The organism is Candidatus Neomarinimicrobiota bacterium (genome assembly GCA_021157965.1).
Taxonomy (GTDB): Bacteria; Fidelibacterota; Fidelibacteria; order Fidelibacterales; family Fidelibacteraceae; genus Fidelibacter.
In genome coordinates, this window is record JAGGVO010000006.1 from 23,611 (window position 1) to 46,089 (window position 22,479).

At 43.4% G+C, this 22,479-nt stretch carries 20 protein-coding genes and 1 tRNA gene; 4 read left to right on the plus strand and 17 right to left on the minus strand.

The genetic code is table 11. The features are described from left to right. Positions 1-292: 292 nt before the first annotated feature. From nadB to J7K63_00840, 14 genes are all read right to left on the minus strand, one after another. Positions 293-1,879: an L-aspartate oxidase gene (gene nadB / locus J7K63_00775; protein ID MCD6233561.1), complete on the minus strand. Its 1,587-nt coding sequence runs from the start codon at positions 1,877-1,879 to the stop codon at positions 293-295. After that, entirely contained in the window at positions 1,866-4,577 is a 2,712-nt protein-coding gene (polA, locus tag J7K63_00780) for a DNA polymerase I (GenBank protein ID MCD6233562.1), read from the minus strand. The genes nadB and polA overlap by 14 nt, the downstream gene beginning before the upstream one ends. Before the next feature lie 25 nt (positions 4,578-4,602). Continuing rightward, positions 4,603-5,658: a hypothetical protein gene (locus J7K63_00785; GenBank protein ID MCD6233563.1), complete on the minus strand. Its 1,056-nt coding sequence runs from the start codon at positions 5,656-5,658 to the stop codon at positions 4,603-4,605. Between the two features lie 8 nt (positions 5,659-5,666). Continuing rightward, positions 5,667-6,887 (minus strand): GWxTD domain-containing protein, encoded by a 1,221-nt coding sequence (locus tag J7K63_00790; GenBank protein ID MCD6233564.1) that lies wholly within the window; start codon positions 6,885-6,887, stop codon positions 5,667-5,669. Continuing rightward, a complete protein-coding gene (locus J7K63_00795; GenBank protein ID MCD6233565.1) occupies positions 6,871-8,445 on the minus strand; it encodes a hypothetical protein in 1,575 nt (524 codons plus the stop codon). Before J7K63_00795 ends, J7K63_00790 begins: the two co-directional genes overlap by 17 nt. A gap of 41 nt (positions 8,446-8,486) precedes the next feature. Further along, positions 8,487-9,482, minus strand: a complete 996-nt coding sequence (locus J7K63_00800) for a bifunctional hydroxymethylpyrimidine kinase/phosphomethylpyrimidine kinase (protein ID MCD6233566.1) — start codon at positions 9,480-9,482, stop codon at positions 8,487-8,489. Continuing rightward, a complete protein-coding gene (locus J7K63_00805; GenBank protein ID MCD6233567.1) occupies positions 9,475-11,001 on the minus strand; it encodes a 2,3-bisphosphoglycerate-independent phosphoglycerate mutase in 1,527 nt (508 codons plus the stop codon). Before J7K63_00805 ends, J7K63_00800 begins: the two co-directional genes overlap by 8 nt. Positions 11,002-11,084: 83 nt before the next feature. Continuing rightward, positions 11,085-11,804, minus strand: coding sequence for a bifunctional demethylmenaquinone methyltransferase/2-methoxy-6-polyprenyl-1,4-benzoquinol methylase UbiE (gene ubiE / locus J7K63_00810; protein MCD6233568.1), 720 nt, complete (start codon positions 11,802-11,804; stop codon positions 11,085-11,087). After that, a complete protein-coding gene (locus J7K63_00815) occupies positions 11,782-12,393 on the minus strand; it encodes a UbiX family flavin prenyltransferase (protein ID MCD6233569.1) in 612 nt (203 codons plus the stop codon). Before J7K63_00815 ends, ubiE begins: the two co-directional genes overlap by 23 nt. Then, a complete protein-coding gene (locus tag J7K63_00820) occupies positions 12,390-13,253 on the minus strand; it encodes a UbiA family prenyltransferase (protein MCD6233570.1) in 864 nt (287 codons plus the stop codon). The genes J7K63_00815 and J7K63_00820 overlap by 4 nt, the downstream gene beginning before the upstream one ends. Continuing rightward, positions 13,240-13,905: a 7-cyano-7-deazaguanine synthase QueC gene (gene queC, locus J7K63_00825; protein MCD6233571.1), complete on the minus strand. Its 666-nt coding sequence runs from the start codon at positions 13,903-13,905 to the stop codon at positions 13,240-13,242. The genes J7K63_00820 and queC overlap by 14 nt, the downstream gene beginning before the upstream one ends. Further along, on the minus strand, positions 13,902-14,504 hold the full coding sequence (locus J7K63_00830; protein ID MCD6233572.1) for a 7-carboxy-7-deazaguanine synthase QueE: 603 nt from the start codon (positions 14,502-14,504) through the stop codon (positions 13,902-13,904). The genes queC and J7K63_00830 overlap by 4 nt, the downstream gene beginning before the upstream one ends. Continuing rightward, positions 14,465-14,863, minus strand: a complete 399-nt coding sequence (queD, locus tag J7K63_00835; protein ID MCD6233573.1) for a 6-carboxytetrahydropterin synthase QueD — start codon at positions 14,861-14,863, stop codon at positions 14,465-14,467. The genes J7K63_00830 and queD overlap by 40 nt, the downstream gene beginning before the upstream one ends. Positions 14,864-14,873: 10 nt before the next feature. Beyond that, positions 14,874-17,288: a hypothetical protein gene (locus J7K63_00840; protein ID MCD6233574.1), complete on the minus strand. Its 2,415-nt coding sequence runs from the start codon at positions 17,286-17,288 to the stop codon at positions 14,874-14,876. Between the two features lie 203 nt (positions 17,289-17,491). Here J7K63_00840 and J7K63_00845 point away from each other — a divergent pair, with 203 nt between their 5' ends. Next, complete coding sequence (locus J7K63_00845; GenBank protein ID MCD6233575.1) at positions 17,492-18,442, plus strand: MBL fold metallo-hydrolase; 951 nt, start codon at positions 17,492-17,494, stop codon at positions 18,440-18,442. A gap of 66 nt (positions 18,443-18,508) precedes the next feature. Here J7K63_00845 and J7K63_00850 read toward each other — a convergent pair whose 3' ends face one another. Both J7K63_00850 and tatC read right to left on the minus strand, forming a co-directional pair. Next, a complete protein-coding gene (locus J7K63_00850; protein ID MCD6233576.1) occupies positions 18,509-19,135 on the minus strand; it encodes a LysM peptidoglycan-binding domain-containing protein in 627 nt (208 codons plus the stop codon). Positions 19,136-19,240: 105 nt separating this feature from the next. Then, positions 19,241-20,026, minus strand: coding sequence for a twin-arginine translocase subunit TatC (gene tatC, locus J7K63_00855; protein MCD6233577.1), 786 nt, complete (start codon positions 20,024-20,026; stop codon positions 19,241-19,243). A gap of 80 nt (positions 20,027-20,106) precedes the next feature. On the opposite strand from tatC, the gene J7K63_00860 reads away from it, so the two are divergent. After that, positions 20,107-20,179 (plus strand) — tRNA-Ala (locus J7K63_00860). 229 nt (positions 20,180-20,408) lie between these two features. Here the strand turns inward: J7K63_00860 and xth are convergent. Further along, the gene (xth, locus tag J7K63_00865; protein ID MCD6233578.1) at positions 20,409-21,179 is read right to left on the minus strand and encodes an exodeoxyribonuclease III; all 771 of its coding nucleotides are present in this window, start codon (positions 21,177-21,179) and stop codon (positions 20,409-20,411) included. A 134-nt stretch (positions 21,180-21,313) separates the two neighbouring features. On the opposite strand from xth, the gene J7K63_00870 reads away from it, so the two are divergent. Together J7K63_00870 and J7K63_00875 are read left to right on the plus strand one after the other, a co-directional pair. Further along, positions 21,314-21,826: a ferritin gene (locus J7K63_00870; protein MCD6233579.1), complete on the plus strand. Its 513-nt coding sequence runs from the start codon at positions 21,314-21,316 to the stop codon at positions 21,824-21,826. A gap of 82 nt (positions 21,827-21,908) precedes the next feature. Further along, positions 21,909-22,289, plus strand: coding sequence for a desulfoferrodoxin (locus J7K63_00875; protein ID MCD6233580.1), 381 nt, complete (start codon positions 21,909-21,911; stop codon positions 22,287-22,289). Positions 22,290-22,479 lie beyond the last annotated feature (190 nt).

Sequence of the window (22,479 nt, forward strand, 5' to 3'; positions counted from 1 at the left end):
CATAATAATGATAAAATCAGCCCGGGCCGTCCAAGAATCGCCCTCTCAGTATTCACCAATCTACAAATACCTGAAACTACGTGACAACAACAGGAAAATCACGGATCAGTGTTCAAGCAGTCCCCTTAACCCAGCCGGCGGACTCATTAAGGATATACTCCCGGGCATCTGTCAATGTCCATGATATCAGAAACATCATCAAGATTATTTTTATGTATTTCATACCATGTTCCTTTATTATTAAAAAAAGAGCATTAAATAAAAACAAGGCCACAGAAAAGTAACATGGATATTATATTACAGTATCTTTAAGTAATTTTTCCTGTTTATGGGGAAAATCCGTCCTGTAATGGAGCCCGCGGCTTTCTTCCCTGCTTAAAGCAGACCGGGTGATGAGATAAGCTATTGTTGTTAAATTCCTTAATTCAAGCAATCCTTTTGAAACACGGGTCCGTTTATAATAATCTTCAATTTCATCATACAGTAAATTAATTCGTCGCATAGCCCGGATCAGATGATTTTTTGAACGAATAATCCCCACGTAATCCCACATAATGGTTTGAATTTCAATGCGATTATGTCGCAGCACTCCCCATTCCTCATCATTTTCCACACCTGAGTCGTCCCAATCAGGAATCGTCACCTTAAATTGGGGACCGGGTTTCTGCAATACCTTCGAGGCGGCACGATGGCTGAAGACGACAGCTTCCAGCAGGCTGTTGGATGCCAGGCGGTTGGCTCCGTGAACACCGGTATGGGCGTTCTCACCGCTGGCCAGAAGATTGTGCATCGAGGTTTGCCCGTTCAGATTGGTCATAATACCGCCACAAACATAGTGTGCCGCCGGAACAACAGGAATCATGTCACGTGTTATGTCCAGATCCAGATATTTTTTGCAGTGCCGGTAGATATTGGGAAATCTGTTTTTCACGTCGCTCGCCGGGAGCCCGGTCATATCCAGAAAAACATATTTGTCCCCGTTTATTTTCATCTCACTGTCAATTGCCCGGGCCACAATATCCCGTGGAGCCAGCTCTTTTGCTTCATCATAACGGGACATGAACCGTTCACCCCGGCCGTTTCTCAGGATGCCTCCAAAGCCTCGCAAGGCCTCAGAGATAAGAAACGGCTCGTGTTCCGGATCATACAGTGCCGTAGGATGAAACTGGATAAATTCCATATTGGCGATTTTTGTGCCTGCCCGGTACGCCATGGCAATGCCATCACCCGTGGCAATTTCGGGATTCGTCGTATGAAGATAGACTCTTGACGCTCCCCCTCCTGCCAGCAGTGTATAATCCGCCCTGAAAGCTTCCACTTCACAGGAAACATTATTTAAGGCATATACACCAAAGCACACATTGAATGCATACTGAAGATTATCCAATACCTGATGTTCGGTAATCAGGTCAATGGCCGTGTAGTTCTCAAAAATCCGGACATTGGGGTGGTTGATTGCTTTATCCAGAAGGGTTTTTTCGATTTCGTCCCCCGTCATATCTGATGCATGAAGAATACGTTTTACCCGGTGTCCGCCCTCCCGGGCCAGATCCAGGTTTTTTGTGTCATCCCGTGAGAATTTCACCCCCCATGAGATCAGATCCTTAATCCTGTCGGGACCTTCACTCACCAGAATCCGCACAGCATCTTCATGACACAAATCGGCACCTGCTTTTAAGGTATCTCTGAAATGGTATTCAAACTGATCATCATCTGATGTTACGGCAGCGATGCCACCCTGGGCATAGCGGGTATTACTTTCTCCCGCCGTTTTTTTTGTTAAAATGGCCACGGTTCCGTGGTCTGCAACTTTCAAAGCAAAGGTCAGTCCGGCAATGCCACTGCCGATAACAAGATAATCTGTTTTAATGCGCTTCAAACCAACTACCTCCTATACCGATATCCACTTTCAGAGGGACATCCAATTGCATTGCCGATTCCATATCTCTTTTCACCAGTTCACGGAGTACATCCCCTTCATCAGGCGCAGTTTCAAAAACCAATTCATCATGAACCTGTAAAATCATTCTGGATTTTAACTTTTCTTTCTGCATATCGTTATCAACCCGAATCATTGCCAGTTTGATCAGGTCTGCAGCCGTTCCCTGGACAGGCATATTAATAGCCATTCTTTCGGCGGCTTCCCGAAGATTCCGGTTTTCACTTCGGATATCCGGCACCTGCCGGTACCGCCCCATAAGGGTGCGGACCAATCCCGTTTCCGCCGCCTCTTTCTTGATATTTTCCACATATTTTTCAACACCGGGATAAGTATCAAAATAGGCTTTTATAAGGGCCGCCGCATCCTGACGGCTCATACTCAGTTCATTGGACATCCGAAAAGGGCCTGCTCCGTACATGATGCCGAAATTTACAACTTTTGCCTTTCGTCGCATATCATCCGTCACATCTTTTTCCGAAACACCAAAAACCAGGGCAGCCGTGCGGGCATGGACATCGGCATCCTCCAGAAAAGCCTGAATCAATTTTTCATCACCCGATAAATGGGCCATGATCCGTAATTCCACCTGACTATAATCCGCTGATAGAATCTTCCATCCTTTTTCCTGAGCGACAAAAGCTTTTCGAATCCGCCGTCCCAGAGATGTTCGAATGGGGATATTCTGAAAATTCGGGTCCGTACTGCTCAGACGACCCGTCGCCGCTACCGTCTGGTTAAATGAGGTGTGTACCCGGCCGGTCCTCGGATTGACCTGCTTCGGCAATGTTTCAATATAGGTGGACTGTAATTTGCTGAGTGTCCGGTATTCCAAAAGATAATTCGCAATAGGATACTCTTTTTTCAGGATTTCCAATACCGTAACATCTGTTGAATATCCGGTTTTTGTCTTCTTTACAACAGGATATTTCAACTTTTCAAAAAGAATGTATCCCAGCTGTTTGGGAGAGTTCAGGTTGAAACGTTCTCCGGCCAGATCGTATATTTTATCTGTTATTTTTGAGAGTTCGGCATGAACCTCTCCCTGCATGGTTTTTAAAAAATCCACATCCAAATATACCCCGTTATCTTCCATGCGGGTCAGGACAGGGAGCAGGGGAATTTCAATGTTATGATAGATTTTATCCAGTTTTTCCTTATGAATTTTTTCCTTCAGGATCCCGTACAGTTTCCAGGTAATATCGGCATCCTCGGCGGCATAAAATCCCGCTTTATCAAGGGGAACTTTGTCCATCGTAATTTGTTTGGATTTTCTGTCGCCAATGAGTTCTTCTATAGGTTGCATCTGGTAATTCAGATACCGCTGTGATAAATAATCCAGCTTATACGAATTCATATCGGGATTCAGAAGATATTCGGCAATCATGGTATCAAAGAGGGGTCCTTTCCCTTCCACGCCATATTTTTTCAGGACCAGCAAATCATATTTTAAATTATGACCGACTTTAAGAATTTTTTCATTTTCCAGAATAGGTTTCAATTGGCTGAGGACATATTCCACATCATCCGGGGCGTTAAAAAGTTCTTTTTCCTTATTCAGAAACTTTAAAGGAATGTACACCGCCTGTCCTGTTTTATAACTCAGGGAAACACCTACCAGATTTGCCCGATTGGCATCGATATGATCAGTTTCCGTATCGAAAGCAAAAGCTTTTTCACCGGATAATTTTTTAAAAAAATCATCCAGGGATGTCCGGTTATCCAGAATCCGGTAGCTTTGTTCCACATGCTCATGAGATTCACCCAGTTGCAATTCGTTGATCAGGGCATAAAACTCAAGTTTTTCAAGTGTTTTTCGCAGGGCGTTTTCATTGAAACCGGTAAACTGAAAAGTACTGAGATTCAATTCCGCCGGAACATCCGTTTTGATGGTCACCAGTTCACGGCTTAACAGACCTAATTCCCTGTTTTCTTTAATCCCTTTCCGGATTCGGGCATTGCTTTCTTCCTGTCCATTTTCCAGAACATCATCAAAGGAACCATACTTTTTAATAAGCTTCACGGCTGTTTTTTCACCAATTCCGGGAATACCCGGAACGTTATCCGACGAATCCCCCATCAAGGCAAGAAGATCAACAATCCGCTCTGGTCCAACACCCCACTTTTTTTTCACTTCATCCCTGGTATAAACCACCAAATCCTTTTTTCCCACGGCCGGCGAATAGAGAAAAATATGGTCATTCACCAGCTGCATAAAATCCTTGTCCCCTGATACCATATAAACATCCAGTCCCTTTTCCTGTGCTTTCACGGCAAGTGTACCAATGACATCATCGGCTTCAAAACCGGATTTCACTAAGACGGGGATATTCATTGCTTCCAGAATGTCCTGGATCCAGGAAATCTGGGGACGCATTTCAAAGGGCATTTTTTCCCGGGTAGCCTTGTATTCAGGATATTTTTTATGTCTGAATGTCTTTTCCTTGGCATCGAAAACAACTGCCAGAAAATCAGGATTTTCATCCCTGATGAGTTTAAGGACCGACTTTGTAAAACCATAAGCCGCACTGACATGTCTTCCATCGCTGGTCAGCAGGGGATTCCGAATAAAAGCAAAATGCGCTCTGTATGCCAACGCCATTCCATCAATCAGGAAAAGACGTTTTTTCTCTGTCATGAAGAAACTCCTGTCTGCTTAAAAGTTAGGTCCCGACGCTCTCGGACAATTCACGATCCACAAAAGATGCGTATAATCCCGATACAGCCGATTTGCTCATGGTACCATCCATTTCAGGTGTCAGCCATCCTTTATCCATGGCCTCGTAAATACCCCTGCGCAGTACCCGTGCCGGAATAACCATATCCAGCAGATCATACAACATGGCCAGGGCATGATACACATTCAACGGGGATCTATAATTCAGAACACCTTTATAAAATTCAGTTATATTTTCGACATAAAATTTATTCTCATCTGTCATCAAGGCATAACAGGAAAAGAAACCTTTATTCAAAAGCATATTCAGGGAATAGAATAGCATGTCACCCAATGGATCCGGGGCAAAGATCCACCGGAATTTTTTGGGTGTTTCAGTAAAGGATTTCCAGAATTCCTGAACAGTGAGAATCAGTGATGGCATCTGGGATTCAGTCGTCAATGCATCGAAAAGTATAGCCCATTTTTTAAATATACTGCTTTTAATGGCCACGGGTAGCACCATTACAACATCCTCGGCATGTTTTTTTTCTGCCAGTTCGAGAAAGCATGAAAGAACTTTCGCCATATAGGATACGGGATAGAAACTCTGATCGGAAATCACTTCAAAATCCCTGCCGGCATAATGGGTATCCCGGCTTAAGCTAACGGAACGCAGGCGCGTTTCACGGCACAGGTAAAGGCGGACATCAGGAACCTGAATACCTTTCAGGGATGATGTGTTTTCATGATACATGATCACTGGACGTATCGCCAAATCATAATTCATGGTGTGAAAAAGTCTGACACGAATCCGGCCGCTGTTTTTAACACTCTTGTCATTCATCTGGTCAGCAAATACAGCTTTATATGTGCGGACTGTTTTTTGAAAAAATTCATCGGTCAGAAGTGATGTTGTAGTATCAATGAGCTTTTTCTGATCTGAATAAAAATCAACCGTAACTTTTGATTTAAAATAGGCATTGACAATATCTGTCAAAGAGAGGATATCCTCTTTGAAAGCTGTATGATTTCCCTGGTAGGAAAATGAGGCAACGTTCATAGAACCACTTAATAAGTTACATCAAACACGGGGTCCGTAAGCTGGTAATCCCCAAACCCGGTATAATCCATAAAGACAAATTGTCTGTTCAAGTTATGATAATACCAGATGATATACGGTTTTGTTGAAAGATCAAAGGTGTGCTGTTCCACATCATCAGGTTCACCAAAAATCGTGTATATCATGCCGCGGTCACTTTCCCACCCATCCAGGAATCCGGAAAATTGTTGATTGGATAACTCGATTCTGTGAAAATATTCATTCATCAGCTCATTATTCCGGGTATTGGGGGATGGATCATTCCGTTTCCAAAAGTTCAGAAAAAGCTCTTTCTGCTCACCTCCGGTTGCATTCAACATTTTCTGGTATTCGTCGGCCTGAATAAAATTGGTCATGCGTAAATAGCGCATCTGCCGTATGGCCAGGTCAAGATCATGGATCAGGGTGGACATATCCTTCCAGCGTATCTGGAACCGGGTGGAACGCTTGATTTCTTCATCATCAATCATGGTTGACAATTCAAGGGTATACTCTTTGTATCCCAGCTCATCAATTGAAACGGGAAAGGCATAATCCCGGGGATTTTTTTTCAGGTTTACAAAAAAATATCCTTCACGGATTTGTTTTCCGTTGTCAAAAATCCGGAAAGTAAATTTTTCTTTTTCTTCTTTGCCGGCAGCCGAAAAAATAAAACGGATATACCTTACCGGCGGATTTTTAGTACTATCCACGTGAATGGGTTCATCTGCCGGGAACACCTCACCCAGTGACCATGCCATATCTTTTAAAAGGGATAATTCGGCCGTAAACTCCTTTCTGCCTTTCCGCTGTGTATAGATATCTGCCACATAGACTACAACCTTCATATCCTCTGTTTCCAAATCATAGGTTTTTTCCAATTCCGTATACTGATTGGATGCAATGGATTCCTCGTAAGAATCCGTGGTAATGGTTTCAAACCAGGTGTCACCGCCAATTTTCCTGCCATTGTGCAGAATAGAGATAGTCACATCCAGGCGTGCTTCAAAAACTTCGCCGCTTTTTTTAAAGAGAATGGATTTATTGGGGATCTTGATCGTCATTTCAAGCTGTCCGTATCCTGCTTTATCCGAAGGTCTTATCCTGTGGTTCACCTGAAAACGTATGGGATCTTCATCACGTTTCGGAGCAGGTAACAGCGTGGCTCCTGCAAAGACAATCAATAACAATATTTTACTTGTATATTTCATAGCGTGTCAACCCCCGGTCTGTCCCAATATATAAGATATTGCCAGATATTTCCAGCGTTTGAATATTATTGCTGCAAAGGCCTTCCTCGCGTGTGACATGTTCAGTTTGTTCTGTTTTCAGGTTGTACGAGTAGAGGCCCCGGTTCGTTCCAACCCATACATACGACGTATCACAGGCAATATCCCTAATCCGTATTCCCCTTCTCAGGCCTGCGACAGGCAATGTTTGGACAGATTCCAGCCGGGGGTCGCCCTTCATAATAAACACATCATCACTCCAAAAAACATATTCACCGTTTTCCGTTAAATGAGCTACTCCATAGCGGATATTGATAAAATTTTTCTTGAAATCCAGATGATTAGAATCACTTACTTCAAATACCATAATACCGGAATATGATCCAAGATATAAGTGGTTATTTATCTGTAATCCGGTCTGTATTTTAAAGGGAATATCCTGAATCGGGCGGATATAAAGCTCTTTCAAATCAACCTCAAAGACACCGGTCTCGGCAATAATCCAGCCGGTATGTCCCTGTTGAACCACTTCGTGAACAGTATTGATAAGTCCCACACCGGGTGTGATGGTTTGAAAATTATCCTCACCGGGACCGGAGACAATAATTGAGTGGTCTGTAATCACCAGCAGGGTATCGCGATACTTCATAAATCCCCGGACGGACTGATTGCCCAATACAGCGACCTCATCATCATCAATCCACTTAAACTCCTGGAATGCTTTGCAAGTCTCGGTCCATCCGTTCCGGTCATCCAATCCGTTATAATCAATACCATGACCGATATAAATCTGATCCCCACTGACAAGGCACTGGGTTACATTGTCGTTCAACAGTCCATAGGGCTGATGTTCAACAATTCTCACAGTCCTGCCGCCTGTGTAAAGACCGTTTCCCAGCGTTCCCATCCATAGATTTTGGGAATTTCCGTAAACAGAAAATGCAATGGGATATTTTACGAAGGCGCTTCCCACAACTGAACCGTCTGTATCAATAAAATATTCCCCTGTAAACTGGACTTGATACAAATCCATTTCAATACCCGAGACAGACCAGTTAATTTTTAAGTCCGGTTCTTTGATAGTATTGATCAAGGCCCCTGTGTAGGGGTCCAATTCTACAATTCCATCGTATGTATCTGCAAAAAGTCTGTCCCCTGCACTTCCGATGCGTTTGCAATATCCATCAAAATCGACTTTCTCCCACTGAAAGGCTGCATCCCCAAACAGGACATACAAATCCCGGTTAACAGCCGCCCAAAGATAACCTGTAGCCCGGTGATAATATATGGTCCTGATATCGGTATCTGGAAGCCCCATTGGCCGGTTCATGGGTTTTTCCCACTGATGGAAAAGATGAGAATAAACGATAACGCCGTTATTAGAGGCAAAATAGGTTCTATCATCAGACTGTGACATAGAATATAAATATCGGAAGGAGTGATAATTGGTCATTTTTTCCGAATAATGGGGGCTTACAGCATAGAGTGGGGTGATAAGCTTCCACAGCAGGAGAAGTGTCAGGATACGTATGGGTTTCATCAAAGCCTCTTCAGAAAAGGGAAGGGAACATTTTTTATGGATTAAAGGAAATTATGACTCATCTCTTTCAGAGCTTCAAGGGTGATGGGAATAATGCCAACCTCTTCACACACTCTACCGGCGGCAAGGTTTGCCATCACCGTGCTGACCCTGAGAGAATACCCGGCAGCGGAAAAGAGGGCCACCGTGGAAATTACAGTATCTCCGGCGCCGGTTACATCATGAATTTTCCTGGCCCGGGTTGGGATTTTCAAACAGGTATCAGATGCTTCCAGAAGGACCATCCCGTCTTCACCCAGTGTGATGAGAATATTCTGTGCTTTCAATATCTTTCGGATTTCCCGCGCTGCCAGACAGGCATCATCCGGTGAATTAATTTTGAGATGGAGCAGATCTTCCGCTTCTTTCCGGTTTGGTTTAAATAAAAACACCTGATTGTAAAGCCGGTAGTTCTCAAATTTGGGGTCAACAAAAACCGGAACGTTGTGTTTTTCACATATAGGCAGCACATTTTTGATCAAATCCGGGGATAACACGCCTTTGTTATAATCCTGAAGAATCACGGCATTCAGAGAATCTGCCTGGTCCTGAAACCTGCGGGTCAAATCATGGCATATATCCTCATGAATCCATTTTTTTTCTTCATGATCCATCCGCAGTAACTGCTGCCCATCACTCAGTATACGTGTCTTGGTGGTTGTAGGCCGGTCATATACGGATACCAATCCGTCTGTATTGACATCATCTTCACCAAACAAACCCTTTAATTCTTCTCCCTGGTTATCCTCTCCCATGATACCAAAAATAGAACAGGATGCGCCCAGGGACCGGATATTCCGGCATACATTTGCAGCGCCACCGGGTTTAACAACTGATGAGCGGATATCAACAACAGGAACCGGGGCTTCAGGAGAAATCCGTGATACTTTTCCTTCGTGATAGACATCCAGCATAACATCACCAATTACACCGATACGGAGATTCCTGAAACGTTTTCCGGCTTCTTTAAAATCCACGTGTCTGATCAGATCAATCAACGAGACATTCTCCATTCATCTCGACGGGTTTGGGTATATCCAGCCATTTCAGCATTGTCGGAGCAATATCCGCCAATTTCCCGTCTTTTTTGAATGTATGGGGTCGGATCTTCGGTTCTACAATAATAAAGGGGACTTTGTTCATGGAATGCTGAGTATGTGGTTGTCCGTTTTTTTCATCCCACATCTCTTCACAGTTTCCATGGTCGGCCGTCACAAAAACGGTCCCGCCCTTTTCATTAAAGAGTTTGACAATTTCTCCGATCCGTGTATCCAGGTATTCCATGGCTTTTACGGCTGCTTCAAGAACACCGGTGTGCCCAACCATATCACCATTGGCATAGTTCAGAATGATGACATCGTATGTATCGTTTCTGATGGCTTCAATTAGCTTGTCACTGACCTCGGGGGCGCTCATTTCCGGTTTCAAATCGTAGGTTGCCACTTTCGGAGAGGGGACAAGAATACGTTCTTCATTTTCGAATCGTTTTTCTTCTCCTCCATTAAAAAAATAAGTGACATGGGCATATTTTTCAGTTTCCGCAATCCGGAGCTGTTTCATCCCGGCACGGCTTACCACCTCCCCGAAAATATTGGACAGTTTCTGCTTATCGAAAAGGACGGGATAGGGGAATGCAGCCTGATACCGGGTCATGGTAACATAATTCAGTCCCAACTTGCGTGTCCGGAATTCCCTGAAATCAGGATCATTCAGAGCAACGGCAATTTCACGCATCCTGTCCGCCCGGAAATTAAAGGTCAATACCGTATCCCCCGGAATCATCAATCCATTATATCCGGGATTTTTAACCACAGCAGGATCCATAAATTCATCAGTTATCTTCTCTTTATATTTCTTTTCCATGTAGGCAACGGGATCATCCACATGTTCACCCACCCCCTCTGTCAGCATCCGGTAAGCCTTTTCAATACGGTCCCACCGTTTATCCCGGTCCATACCGTAATAACGACCGATAATGGTAGATAGTTTTCCGATTTTGTGTTCTTTCATGAAATCAAGGAGGTCCCGGATATAATCCACACCACTGTTAGGCGGTGTATCCCTGCCATCCATCAGGGCATGGACGTACACTTCCTTGATACCGTCTTTTTTGAGCTCCAGCATGATATTTTTCAAGTGGTAAATCTGGGAATGTACTCCCGCATCGGAAAGAAGTCCCATCAAATGAAAGCGACTTGTCCGGGATTTACAAACATTCACACATTTCCGGTAGATGGGATTGTCTCTGAACGTCTCTTTTTCAAAGGATTCGTCAATGCGGATCAGGTCCTGCTTGACAATCCGGCCGGCACCAATATTCAAATGCCCCACTTCCGAATTACCCATCACACCATCCGGGAGTCCGACGGCTTTCCCGTTACACGTGAGAGATGTCCAGGGCCTTTCCTTAAAAAAAGTGTTTAAATTCGGTGTATTGGCAAGTTTTGTGGCATTGTTCTCTTTTTCTTCCCGGAGTCCATAACCATCCAGGATCATAAGTAATACTTTATTTGGCATATTTTCTCCTTGTATAAATAGATGAAAATGTAACGCTTTTAACCGGAAAAATCAACGTACAAGGGAAAAAGGGTTATCACTGTTCACACACCTTTAAGTTCTTTTTTAGCACGATACAAGCGGCACACGCCTCCAGTCATGGAAATGGTGTCGAATACTGTAAAACCGCAGTTTTGAAGAAGTTGCTCAAATGAATTATGTGACGGGAATCGGTCCACCGAATCGGGCAGATAGGCATAAGCCCCGGGATGGCGTGATACCTTTTTCCCAATCCTCGGTAAGACGTTGTGAAAATAGAATCGAAACACGGTGTGCCACAAGCCTTTGGGGGGAACTGAAAATTCTAAGATATACAGCCTTCCCTCCTTTTTAAGTACACGGTACATTTCCTGTATTCCCAAAACGAGATTTTCAAGATTTCTCACACCAAAAGCCACCATGACATGATGAAAAGTCTCATCTTCAAAGGGAAGTGCCTCCAGGTCTCCTTCACGAAACTGTGTACGAATATCCCGGATGCGTAAGCTGGCGATATGAAGCATTTCCGGGGAAAGATCAATACCTGTCAGTTGAAAAGGCATGTCAGGATATCTTTTGAGTAATAGCCCGGAAAGAGCGCCGGTCCCACAGGCAGCATCCAGTATTTTTTCATCTGCCTGAAGATCAATACCATGTATAAGTCGTTTGCGCCAGACATAATCCAGCCCAAAACTGAGAAAACGATTGAGAAAATCATAAACCGGTGAAATAGAGTTGAAAAGAGCCCTGATTTTATCCTTATCAGGACCGGGTGAGATTGTCATCGACATTTTCCGACCAGCGGGGATAGAGTTCATGGGGAATTTTCAGGCTTTCCATTATTTTACCGCTGATATAGGCTTTGAAATCCTCCAGGCTTTTGGGAAAAGTATAAAAAGCGGGAACGGGCGGCAGGATAATGGCACCTGCTTTTCCGGCCTGTAACAGATTTTGAAGGTGAATAGAATTCATGGGCGTTTCCCGGGGAACGAGTATGAGAGTCCTCCGTTCTTTCAGCATGACATCGGCAGCTCTTTCTATGAGGGAATATGAATATCCGTTTGCCACGGCAGACAGAGTCTTCATGGAGCATGGAATAATCACCATAGCATGGGCAACCCCTGAACCGCTGGCAAAGGGAGCGGAAAAATCACCGGGATTCCAGATATGAATTGAATGTAATTCAGAAAAATAGTCATTGAGTGAAAGGTTTTCGGGCATTCCCGTCTCCTGGCGAAAAACCTTCTCCCCCATGGGTGAAAAAATCAAATGGACTTCCGATATCCGGGGTGCAAGTTGCCGGATAAGATGTTCGGCCAGAGGAGCACCTGTGGCGCCGGTCACGGCCAGAACGATTTTTCCAATTTTCTTCATGGCAGAAAAATACAATCCAATAAGACAAATCCAAAGTACATAAGGGAAATCATGCTATTCATATTAAAAAAAGCTTTATCAATATTATCATGACTTTTATAAACCAGAACATGCTCGTATAAGATGAATATGCTTATGAGTCCAGTACCTGTCCACAAAATCCATCCTGCAGGATAAATAAGATGGAGAATCATCAGGAATAGCATCATGAATGCATGGCAGATCCGGCTGATCACAATTGCCTTATCAATGGACATATCCGCCGGGATGGAATGCACTCTATATTGTCTGTCGAAATCCACATCCTGAATGGCATAAAGAATGTCAAAGCCGGCTGTCCATACACCCACGGCGGCACTTAGCAAAATCGGGACGACATTTAATCCTCCGGTAACAGCCAACCAGACGCCCGAGGGAGCAATTCCGAGGGAAAGTCCTAATACAAAATGGGTCCCCGCCCAGTACCTTTTCAGGATGCTGTATCCCATCAAAACGGTTAGCACCGGGAAAGCAAGCCAGAAACAGACCTTATTCAGCATAGCGGCGGAAAAAAGAAAGAATATGGAGGATGCTGTAATAAACACAGTAACGGCTTTGGGAGTAATCAATCCGGCAGGAAGTTCTCTTTCGCGGGTCCTGGGGTTGAGTGCATCCAGATGCCGGTCTACCAGTCTGTTGAAGCCCATTGCGGCGCTGCGGGCGGAAACCATGGCAAAGAGAATCCAGACTAGTTTTCTCATCCATACGTCCGGGGGTATCGAAAATGTATCCACGGCAAAAGTAAAAGAAGCCAGAGCAAAGGGCAGGGCAAACAAGGAATGAGAGAATTTTATCATCCGTCCATAATCAAGAATTCTCATGGCGAGCCCGTTGATACGCTTCAAAACCGGTTTTCCGCAACAGGCAGGCCGGGCAAGTTCCGCATCCAAAACCCCAGGGATGACGTGTCGAATGATCCCCGTGATAACAGGTATGGGTTTTTTCCACGATGGTATGTAAAACTCCCAATTCGTCGGACAATGCCCAGATCTCTTTTTTAGACAGATGTTGAAGGGGGGCCGTAATACGGATGGGATAATCCAGTCCTTCCCGGAGAGCTGATTCCATGATCTGAATAAAAGATGCCCGGCAATCAGGATATCCTGAAAAATCTTCATCATTGACCCCCACAATAACAGTATCGAAACCGAGTCTGTATGCCAGGGATGCTGCCAGTGTGAGAAATACCATATTCCGTCCCGGGACAAACGTATTGGGGATGCCTTTGTCCGTCATCTGAATGTCCGTTTCTTCAATCATGGCCGTACCCCCTATCTGTTGAAAAGCGGGAACATCCAGAATATGCAGGGGCACGTTGTTTTCCTCACAAAGACGTCGGGCACACTCCCTCTCAATTTTATGGCGTTGTTCGTAATTGAAAAAAACAGCCTCCGTTTGATTCATGTATCGGAGTGACCAAAAAAGACAGGTTGACGAATCCTGTCCACCAGATAAAAGAACAAGAGCTTTCATGGAATATCCAAATATTTATGAAGTTGAACACTTAATCGCCAGTTGGGGTGACGCAGGACATAATCAAGACAATAGCGGAAATTTTCACGATCGATTTTTTGGAGATTGTTTAAGGGAGGATTCACGGGGCTGACAAAATAGTGATCTGCTCTGATGCCAAAATCACGGGGGATCTCCCCTTTTTTCAGCAGAACCCTTAATTCATTGCATTTCCTGACGACCGGATCATCTGTTTTCGGTGAGACAGCAACCCAATCAAAAAATCCTTCCGGCACGGGAAAAGTTCCGTTTGTTTCCAAATGAATGCTGAAATGAGATGATCGGAGTCTTTTCAGCAGTGGAATTAACGGATGGATCAGGGGTTCACCACCTGTCAGAATAACGACCCTGGCCGGATAATTTTCCAGTCGCTTTAGAATTTCATCAACTGTAAGGGTTTCTTTCAGGGAATAATCTGTATCACAAAAATCACAGGCCAGATTACATCCTGCAAAACGGATAAACGTAACCGGCAAACCTGTCCAGAAACCTTCTCCCTGAATGCTTGAAAAAATCTCGTTTACAGGGTAAGCACGGCTTTGCTTGTTGGTGTTTCCCATAGGATGATTTTAGAAATATCCAAATTCCGGGCCTGAAGGCGTTGGGCAATCCAGGCACACAGGTTTTCGGCAGTTGTTTCAAAAGGAAGCATCACGGAACGGAATTTTCCGGACAAAGAATCTACCAGCAGTGAATCCTTTTCATAGATGGCAACGCTGTGATCAAGCACATCCACGATCTCTTCCTTCACGATGTGTTTCAATTCTCCAAAGTCCATGACAAAGCCATGTTTATCCGGCACCCCCCGGACAAATACTTCCAATGTGTAGGTATGGCCATGCAGATGCCGGCATTTTCCCCGATGAAAAGAGAGCCGGTGTGTCATGTCAAATTGAAAGGTCTTCGAAATTTCAAAAATTTTTGTCATGTCATTTCAGTAAAAAAATATGTCCCTGCAGGGGTTGTGAACGGATTGTTAATGTATTACCGTCCATCGTCATGTGATCCGAACCATAGAGAGACTGGACCTGCTGCAGATTAAGTTGAGGAGGTAGTTCGATAGTGATTATCCCTTCATAGTCGCTGCGATAGTTCACGACAAGGAGAGTTTCCTGTAAATCCCGGCGGATATAGGCGTAAGTAACGGGATCGGCTTTTACGGTATACAATACTCCATACCGGAGCGCTGAGTGTGTATTCCGGATATCAATCAGGCGGGATATCTGCATGCGGAGTTCTTTTTCCACTTCTTTTACATTTTTACCCCAGCGCATCATCCGCCGGTTATCGGGATCTGCAGCACCGGTCATGCCGATTTCATCACCATAATAGATAATTGGAATCCCGGGGGTCGTCAGAAGGTAGTTCATATACAGATTAATAAGTTTGTATGTACGGGGATGATCGACCCGGATATTCCGTTCCCATCCTGCTTCAGCTGCATTTTCATCCCAACGGAGATCACCGTCTGCGTAGGCTGCAAAGCGTGGTTGATCATGGCTGTCCATCATATTTCCCATGACATGCAGCTGACCGTAATAATCCAGGGTTCGCTTCATATCCCTGTCCAGATTTTTAAAATCGAAAGAATCGGTAACGAATGCCATGCGTGCAGGCCAGTAGAGATTGAAATTAAACTGGGCATTCAATTGGCCGTTCGTTACATAGGAGCTGACCAGGTCATAATCGCCAAAGGTTTCACCAATCTGGTAAAGATCCCGGGAGGGAAAATTCTGACGGATTTTACAGGTCAGTTTACGCCAGAACTCATTGGGAACGTGTTTGACGGCATCATGACGAAACCCGTCGAATTGATAGTTTTCAAGCCACCAGAGAGCATCGTTGGTTACGGTTTCCAGTGCTTCCGGTGATCTTTCAAAATCATAACTTGGGATATAAGGTTCGAACCAGGTTGTGAGCCGTTGTTCATCCCAGAGGCGCAAATTCAGGCGTCCATCGGGCAATTCGAGCTGACCGAACCAGTCCCGGTGCTCCTGAAAATAGGGATGTTCCTGATGGACATGATTGGATACAAAATCTTCGAGTACCCAAAGTCCGTTTTTATGGGCTTTTTGTACCAGTTCTTTCAGCAATTCGTTGGTTCCGAAGCGGGGTTCCACTTTCCGGGGATGAACCGGCCAGTAACCATGATAGCCGGTAAACCAGTGATGGGGTTCAGGTGTTTCCCGGAAAGCTTTATCCGTTGTCTCCTGAATTGGGGAAATCCAGAGTGTATTCACCCCTAATCGGTTAAAATACCCATCCCCGATTTTTTCCATCAGCCCCGCTAAATCCCCTCCCTGAAAATTGGCGCGATCTGCCAGCTGGGGGTGCTCCACCGGATCATCATTATCCGGATCTCCGTTGAAAAACCGGTCCACCATAAGAGAATATATAATCGCATCATTCCAAACCAGCTTTTCATTTTTCAAAGGAAGGGGCTTACCATCCTTCAAATAGAACTCAACCACATTGCTTCTTACATGGCTATTTGCCAGCACACACCGCACACGGTGGAGTCCGCCCAGGGAAAAAACCCGCGGACTGAGGCTGACGATCACTTTATTGGCATCATCGAGAACCATGATATTTTTTTCGGAGATGCGATGGTTATCAAAGAGGGCGATGATATGGGTTTTATTGAGAGGATCCTGAAAATCCCCCCGTTCAATGATATAATGTAAATCAATCCTGCCGTTTTCCCTGGGACCGATTTTATCGGGAAAAATAAAGGGTTCTTTGCCCGGAAAGGCCGGATCTACCGACAGAATCGAGTTGAAACCACCCAACCCGTTGGGAAGGGAATCGGGATTGTTCGGATCTAAAAACTCCTGTCCGTCTACATAAAATTTGTATTCATACCGTCCCGGATCAAAACTGACATTGGCCGTATAAATGCCATTGTTATTATTATCTTCCATAATGATTTCATTTCGGTTCCAATTATTGAATGATCCAAAAACAGTAATAATATCAGGCGTTTTTTCCGGACGGAAGACAAATGTTTTATTTATACGGGACTCAATTTTCAAAGGAATCACATATTCTGTGTTTTTATAAGTAAAAGGCAGGATGGCTACAGATCTTTGAGGTGCAAGTGCATGGATAATAATACTGGCATTCACCGTATCATAACGGACACGGAATTCCTCGCTACTCCTGAAAACAATGGACTCATAGGAATCGGCATAAAACAGGTCCGACAATAAAACAGTTGTAGAATCTCCATGATACACGCGGATAAATGGGATAATATCCAATTTTGATGCAGTATTATCCTGTTGTGATGAACAAGCAGTAACAAGAATTAATATGATAGTGAGAAAAAAAACCAAGCGCTTCATACTTCCTCTCTGATTTTCAAAAGGTAATTTAGAACAATAGACAATAAAATGAGTAGAATTATCTTATTCAATTGATTTCATGAAATTGAAACATGTATATTAAACTTAGCATGAAATAAGTTATAAACGTGATATACATCACACAAAATTTAAAAAAAATTCAATAGTTTTCCAGACCAAATAATTTTCACTCGGAGACGTTTATGAAAGTCCGTTTTTGGGGAGTTCGAGGTTCTTTACCGACACCGATATCGAACCAGCAGTACACTCAGAAAATAAGAAAAATACTTGAACAGGCTTCGAATGCGGATATATCCACAGCATCTCTGAGGGAGAAATTCATACAGGAACTTCCATTTACGGAAAGGATGCTTATAGGGGGCAACACAGCCTGCCTGGAGGTTCGAACCGACAACAAATTGATCATATTGGATATGGGCAGCGGACTGGTAAAACTGGGGAATTACATTAATGAACATGAACAGAATGGAAACCCTCTGGATATTCATATTTTCATGAGTCACACCCATTGGGATCACATCATAGGTTTCCCATTTTTCAAACCGGCTTTTCTGCCACAGAACACCATAACTTTTTACAGTCCACACCCCAATTTTAAGGAACGCCTTGAATATCAACAGGATTTTCGCTTTTTTCCCATATCACTGGACCACATGGCTTCCAAAAAAGTATTTATCACCCTGGAGAAAAACAGCGACTACAAGTTGGGAGATGTGACAGTTAGTAATATCCTGCAATATCATCCCGGGGACTCATTCGGTTATAAAATATCCCATAAAGGTAAATCCTTTGTTTATGCGACAGATTCAGAATATAAAAATCTAACGGATGATTTTATTATCCGTCATAAAGCATTCATTAAAGACACCGATTTACTCATTTATGACGCGCAATATACGATGGAAGAAGCCCTTCACAAAGAAGACTGGGGACACAGTTCGGCAATGCAGGGTATCGATTTTGCAATTTCCGGCGGTGTAAAAAAACTGGCGCTCTTTCATCACGAACCGGATAATGATGATTACAGGATATACTCCATGTTAAAACGGGCATTTGAATACAAGCGGGCCAATTACCCCGATTCCAAACTGGAGTTAATGTTGGCCCATGAAGATTTGATTATCAATTTGTAAAAATATTACGGTTACCAATAAAAAAGCCCCGGTTAACCGGGGCTTTTCTTTTTCAAGGAGTTCCAATTAATACAATTTCGTTCTGAGCTGCAGAACCGTTCCCGGTTCCAGCGTATTATAATCATTACCCAATTTATCGAAATTATCCCTGAGAATAACAACCCAGGCATAATTGTTGCCATATTCTTTTTGTGCAATGCTCCACAGGGTTTCTCCTTTTCCAACCGTATAATTATAGAAATCATATTTAACCGGTTTTGCAACTTCCCGTGGTTTTTTCAGGTCATATTCCTGATAGGGGTAAATAACATCCGGATTGTCACCGATTTTCTCATAATTCCAATTCCATATCATTCTCCAGACAGATGCCCGTCCGTATTCATTCAGGGCAATTTTTGTCAAATAATCACCGGGACGGGTCATATAGATGACATTCACACTATCAGGCAATGAAACAGGAGTTACTTTCTTTTCAACAACGACCTTCTCGGAAACCGTTTTAATTTCCTTTTCAGTTTCTGTTTCTTTTACGACTTCTTTTTCAACAACAGATTCCGCTGGTTTTTCTTCTTCCTGAGCTACAACAGTGTCTTGTTGTGCTTGTTCTGATGTCTCCACTTCTTCAATGACTTCTTTGCTGGAGCATCCGATCAGAAATCCCAGAACAAACATGACAAGCAGATATTTGCGCATTTCTCCTCCATTTTGCGTTTATTTGATATTTTAATGCATATATGTCAAATAGGTTTCAATTTATTTTCAATTTAAGGGCAATATTAAAAAAATGAAGGTAAAAACTCAAGATGAACTTTTTTCTGATAAGCGGACAATTGTGATACTGATTTCGTATACGATTATCAGGGGGACAGCCATCAGCATCTGAGTAAAGGGGTCGGGAGGGGTCAGGATTGCAGCCAGAATAAAGATGACAATGAGTGCATATTTTCTGGTTTTTTTCATAAACCCGGCATGTAAAACACCCATTTTGGCTAAAATAAAACTCAGGACAGGTAATTCAAACACTACACCGACACTTAACATGAGCATGACAACAAAGCGAATATAATAATCAATCGCAATGATTGGAGAAACTGAATAAGGCTGACTGATATTCATAAAAAAGCGGAGCGCCAGGGGAAGCATCAGGTAATAGGCCATGGCAGAGCCGACAATGAAACAGAAAAACGTGATGACGATTAAAAGTCCTACCCATTTACGTTCTTTCCTGTATAAACCCGGCTTCACAAAAGCCCAGATCTGATAAACCAGAACGGGAATTGACAGAATCAAGCCCCCGACAAAGGCCACAAGAACCTGAACGATAAACATTCCCTGAACTTTAAGGACCTGCAGATGAATGGGGGGATTCAGCATAAGGGCCGGATGAATCAAAAAATCTATCATCTCTTTTGCATAGATAAAACAGGCCACACCTGTCAGAACAATAGCCAGAATACTGTAAAAGAGCCGTTTTCTCAGTTCAGTCAGGTGATCCATAAAACTCATTTCAGGAAGTTCCTGCCTTGTATCTGTGGACTGGCTTTCTTTCGTCATTTCCATGCCTTCTTGTTGATTTCCATCCATTAAATCTCAGCAGAAGTTACGGAAAATTCATTTGCCTGCCAATTTTGTTCTATTTATATTTTCAGGCTTTTTGACGAAATGGGGAATTAGCTCAGCTGGGAGAGCGCTTGAATGGCATTCAAGAGGTCAGCGGTTCGATCCCGCTATTCTCCACACCTCATAATTGATAAAATTGCTTTTTATATAATTAAATAAATTTGTTTAGTGCTATGAAACAAAGAATCAACATTTTCATTCTTCACTTCTTTGGTCAGCAGCAATGACTAACAAGATAAATCTCATTCATTTAGTTATAATAACACATGTTAATATTATTCAATCATCCTCCCCGGCATTTACCAATCTCTTCTCTCCGGACTGAAGTTCGGGGTCATTCAGAAGATCAGAACTCAATATCAATTCCGACAGGACAATGATCCGAACCCATGACCTGATCCAGAATAAATGCATCTTTCACATTCTCTTTGAGATCATGGGAAATATAGAAATAATCGATACGCCACCCGATATTCCGGGGACGGGCATTTGTCCGGTAAGACCACCAGGAATAACGGTCCGGTTCATCAGGATGAAAAAGACGAAAGATATCCACATAACCATGATCTTCCAGTTTATCCATCCAGGCCCGCTCAATGGGTAAAAATCCTGACGTCTGCTCATTTTCTTTTGGTCTGGCAAGATCTATGGGATGATGGGCCGTATTGTAATCTCCACAGATAATGAGTTTTTCCCCTTGCTTCCTCAGTGACTCAAAATAGTGAAGAGCCTCTTCATAAAAATCCAGTTTATAGCGGAGTCTTTCGTCATTCATTTGTCCGTTGGGAAAATAGATGTTTAGCAGTGTAAAATTTTTGAAGCGGGTCAAAAGAACCCGTCCTTCATGATCATTCCATCGATCTCCAATTCCACGCCGGATCTCTTCAGGCTCAATTTTTGAATAAGTAGCCACACCACTGTAGCCTTTCCGTTCTGCAAAATGATAGTAAGCAAAGGGATATCCTGCGGGGTTCAACATTTCGTTGGTAAGCTGATCTTCCTGAATTTTTGTCTCCTGCAAACATACGATATCCCCGCCCAGTTGAAGAAGAATATCGGGCAATCCTTTACGCAGGACAGCCCGCAAACCATTAACATTCCATGATATTAATTTCATCATCATATCCTTATTTTTCATCTGTTTCAACAGGTCTGATATTTTAAGGCTTTTCCCGTTACGGACAAGCAATTCCTTGTAACCTCCCGGGGCCGGAAAAATCATATCTAAACAAACAACAGAAAGGAGTAACTATGATATCGAAAAAGCTGGAAAAAGCTTTGAACGAACAAATCAACAAAGAGCTGTATTCCGAATACTACTATCTTGGAATGGCTGCCTGGTTCAATGATAAAGGACTGGACGGCTTTGCCAATTTTTTTAAGGTCCAGGTGCAGGAAGAACGCTTTCACGCCATGAAAATGTATGATTACCTGGTAAACCGGGGAGGTAAGGTTGAACTGGAAACCATTCAGAAACCGCCTCAGGATTTTGAATCTGCCGAAGATATATTCAAAAAAGCCTATGAGCATGAACAATTCGTGACAAAATCCATCAATGATCTGATGGATCTGGCCATTGCTGAAAATGATCATGCCACACGGAATTTTCTCAACTGGTTCATTGAAGAACAGGTTGAAGAAGAAGCATCTATGGATGAACTGCTGACGAAAGTCCGTATGATCGGATCGAAAGGACACGGATTGTTGATGCTGGACGGACAACTTGCGCAACGGTCTTTCAACCCTGTTGATTCTGAGGCTTGATGTCATTACCGGTGGGTAATGATTCTTAATGAGAATGTGATACATAAGGATTTACACATAATCAATGCAAAAAGGAGAAATAATGCCTGTTCAAGGAGACTTACTCTATTCACCAAAAAGTAAAACATTAGTGGAAGTGATTCATGGAAGTGAGAACCTGCCGGAATGCGACGGGTTCCCCATGAAAATACTGGAAGCCAAAACAGAAGATTCCAAACACGAAAAACATGTCCCCTATGTGGAAACAAAGGATGACGGCGTTTTGGTAAAAATCGGCCAGAACGAAGACCACCCCATGACCGAAGAACACTACATATATTACATTGAAGTCCGTACCGGGGATATGAGCCTGCGAAAATACCTGAAACCCGGGGACAAACCCCAGGCCTGGTTTCCGGTAAACCGCTTCGAGATTGTGGAAGTTCTGGAATGGTGTAACATTCACGGATTGTGGAAAGCATGACGTTGAGACGTTAAGACGTTGAGACGTTGAGAGGTTGAGAGGTTGAGACGTTGAGACGTTGAGAGGTTGAGACGTTGAGAGGTTGAGACGTTGAGAGGTTGAGACGTTGAGACGTTGAGAGGTTGAGACGTTGAGACGTTGAGACGTTGAGACGTTGAGACGTTGAGAGGTTGAGACGTTGAGAGGTTGA

Bases quoted from the DNA above. Each gene is read 5' to 3' on its own strand.
- polA (MCD6233562.1), bottom strand. From the start codon at position 4,577: ATGACAGAGAAAAAACGTCTTTTCCTGATTGATGGAATGGCGTTGGCA.
- J7K63_00785 (MCD6233563.1), bottom strand. From the start codon at position 5,658: ATGAACGTTGCCTCATTTTCCTACCAGGGAAATCATACAGCTTTCAAA.
- J7K63_00790 (MCD6233564.1), bottom strand. From the start codon at position 6,887: ATGAAATATACAAGTAAAATATTGTTATTGATTGTCTTTGCAGGAGCC.
- J7K63_00795 (MCD6233565.1), bottom strand. From the start codon at position 8,445: ATGAAACCCATACGTATCCTGACACTTCTCCTGCTGTGGAAGCTTATC.
- J7K63_00805 (MCD6233567.1), bottom strand. From the start codon at position 11,001: ATGCCAAATAAAGTATTACTTATGATCCTGGATGGTTATGGACTCCGG.
- ubiE (MCD6233568.1), bottom strand. From the start codon at position 11,804: ATGACAATCTCACCCGGTCCTGATAAGGATAAAATCAGGGCTCTTTTC.
- J7K63_00815 (MCD6233569.1), bottom strand. From the start codon at position 12,393: ATGAAGAAAATTGGAAAAATCGTTCTGGCCGTGACCGGCGCCACAGGT.
- J7K63_00820 (MCD6233570.1), bottom strand. From the start codon at position 13,253: ATGAGAATTCTTGATTATGGACGGATGATAAAATTCTCTCATTCCTTG.
- queC (MCD6233571.1), bottom strand. From the start codon at position 13,905: ATGAAAGCTCTTGTTCTTTTATCTGGTGGACAGGATTCGTCAACCTGT.
- J7K63_00830 (MCD6233572.1), bottom strand. From the start codon at position 14,504: ATGGGAAACACCAACAAGCAAAGCCGTGCTTACCCTGTAAACGAGATT.
- J7K63_00840 (MCD6233574.1), bottom strand. From the start codon at position 17,288: ATGAAGCGCTTGGTTTTTTTTCTCACTATCATATTAATTCTTGTTACT.
- J7K63_00845 (MCD6233575.1), top strand. From the start codon at position 17,492: ATGAAAGTCCGTTTTTGGGGAGTTCGAGGTTCTTTACCGACACCGATA.
- J7K63_00850 (MCD6233576.1), bottom strand. From the start codon at position 19,135: ATGCGCAAATATCTGCTTGTCATGTTTGTTCTGGGATTTCTGATCGGA.
- tatC (MCD6233577.1), bottom strand. From the start codon at position 20,026: ATGGATGGAAATCAACAAGAAGGCATGGAAATGACGAAAGAAAGCCAG.
- xth (MCD6233578.1), bottom strand. From the start codon at position 21,179: ATGAAATTAATATCATGGAATGTTAATGGTTTGCGGGCTGTCCTGCGT.
- J7K63_00870 (MCD6233579.1), top strand. From the start codon at position 21,314: ATGATATCGAAAAAGCTGGAAAAAGCTTTGAACGAACAAATCAACAAA.
- J7K63_00875 (MCD6233580.1), top strand. From the start codon at position 21,909: ATGCCTGTTCAAGGAGACTTACTCTATTCACCAAAAAGTAAAACATTA.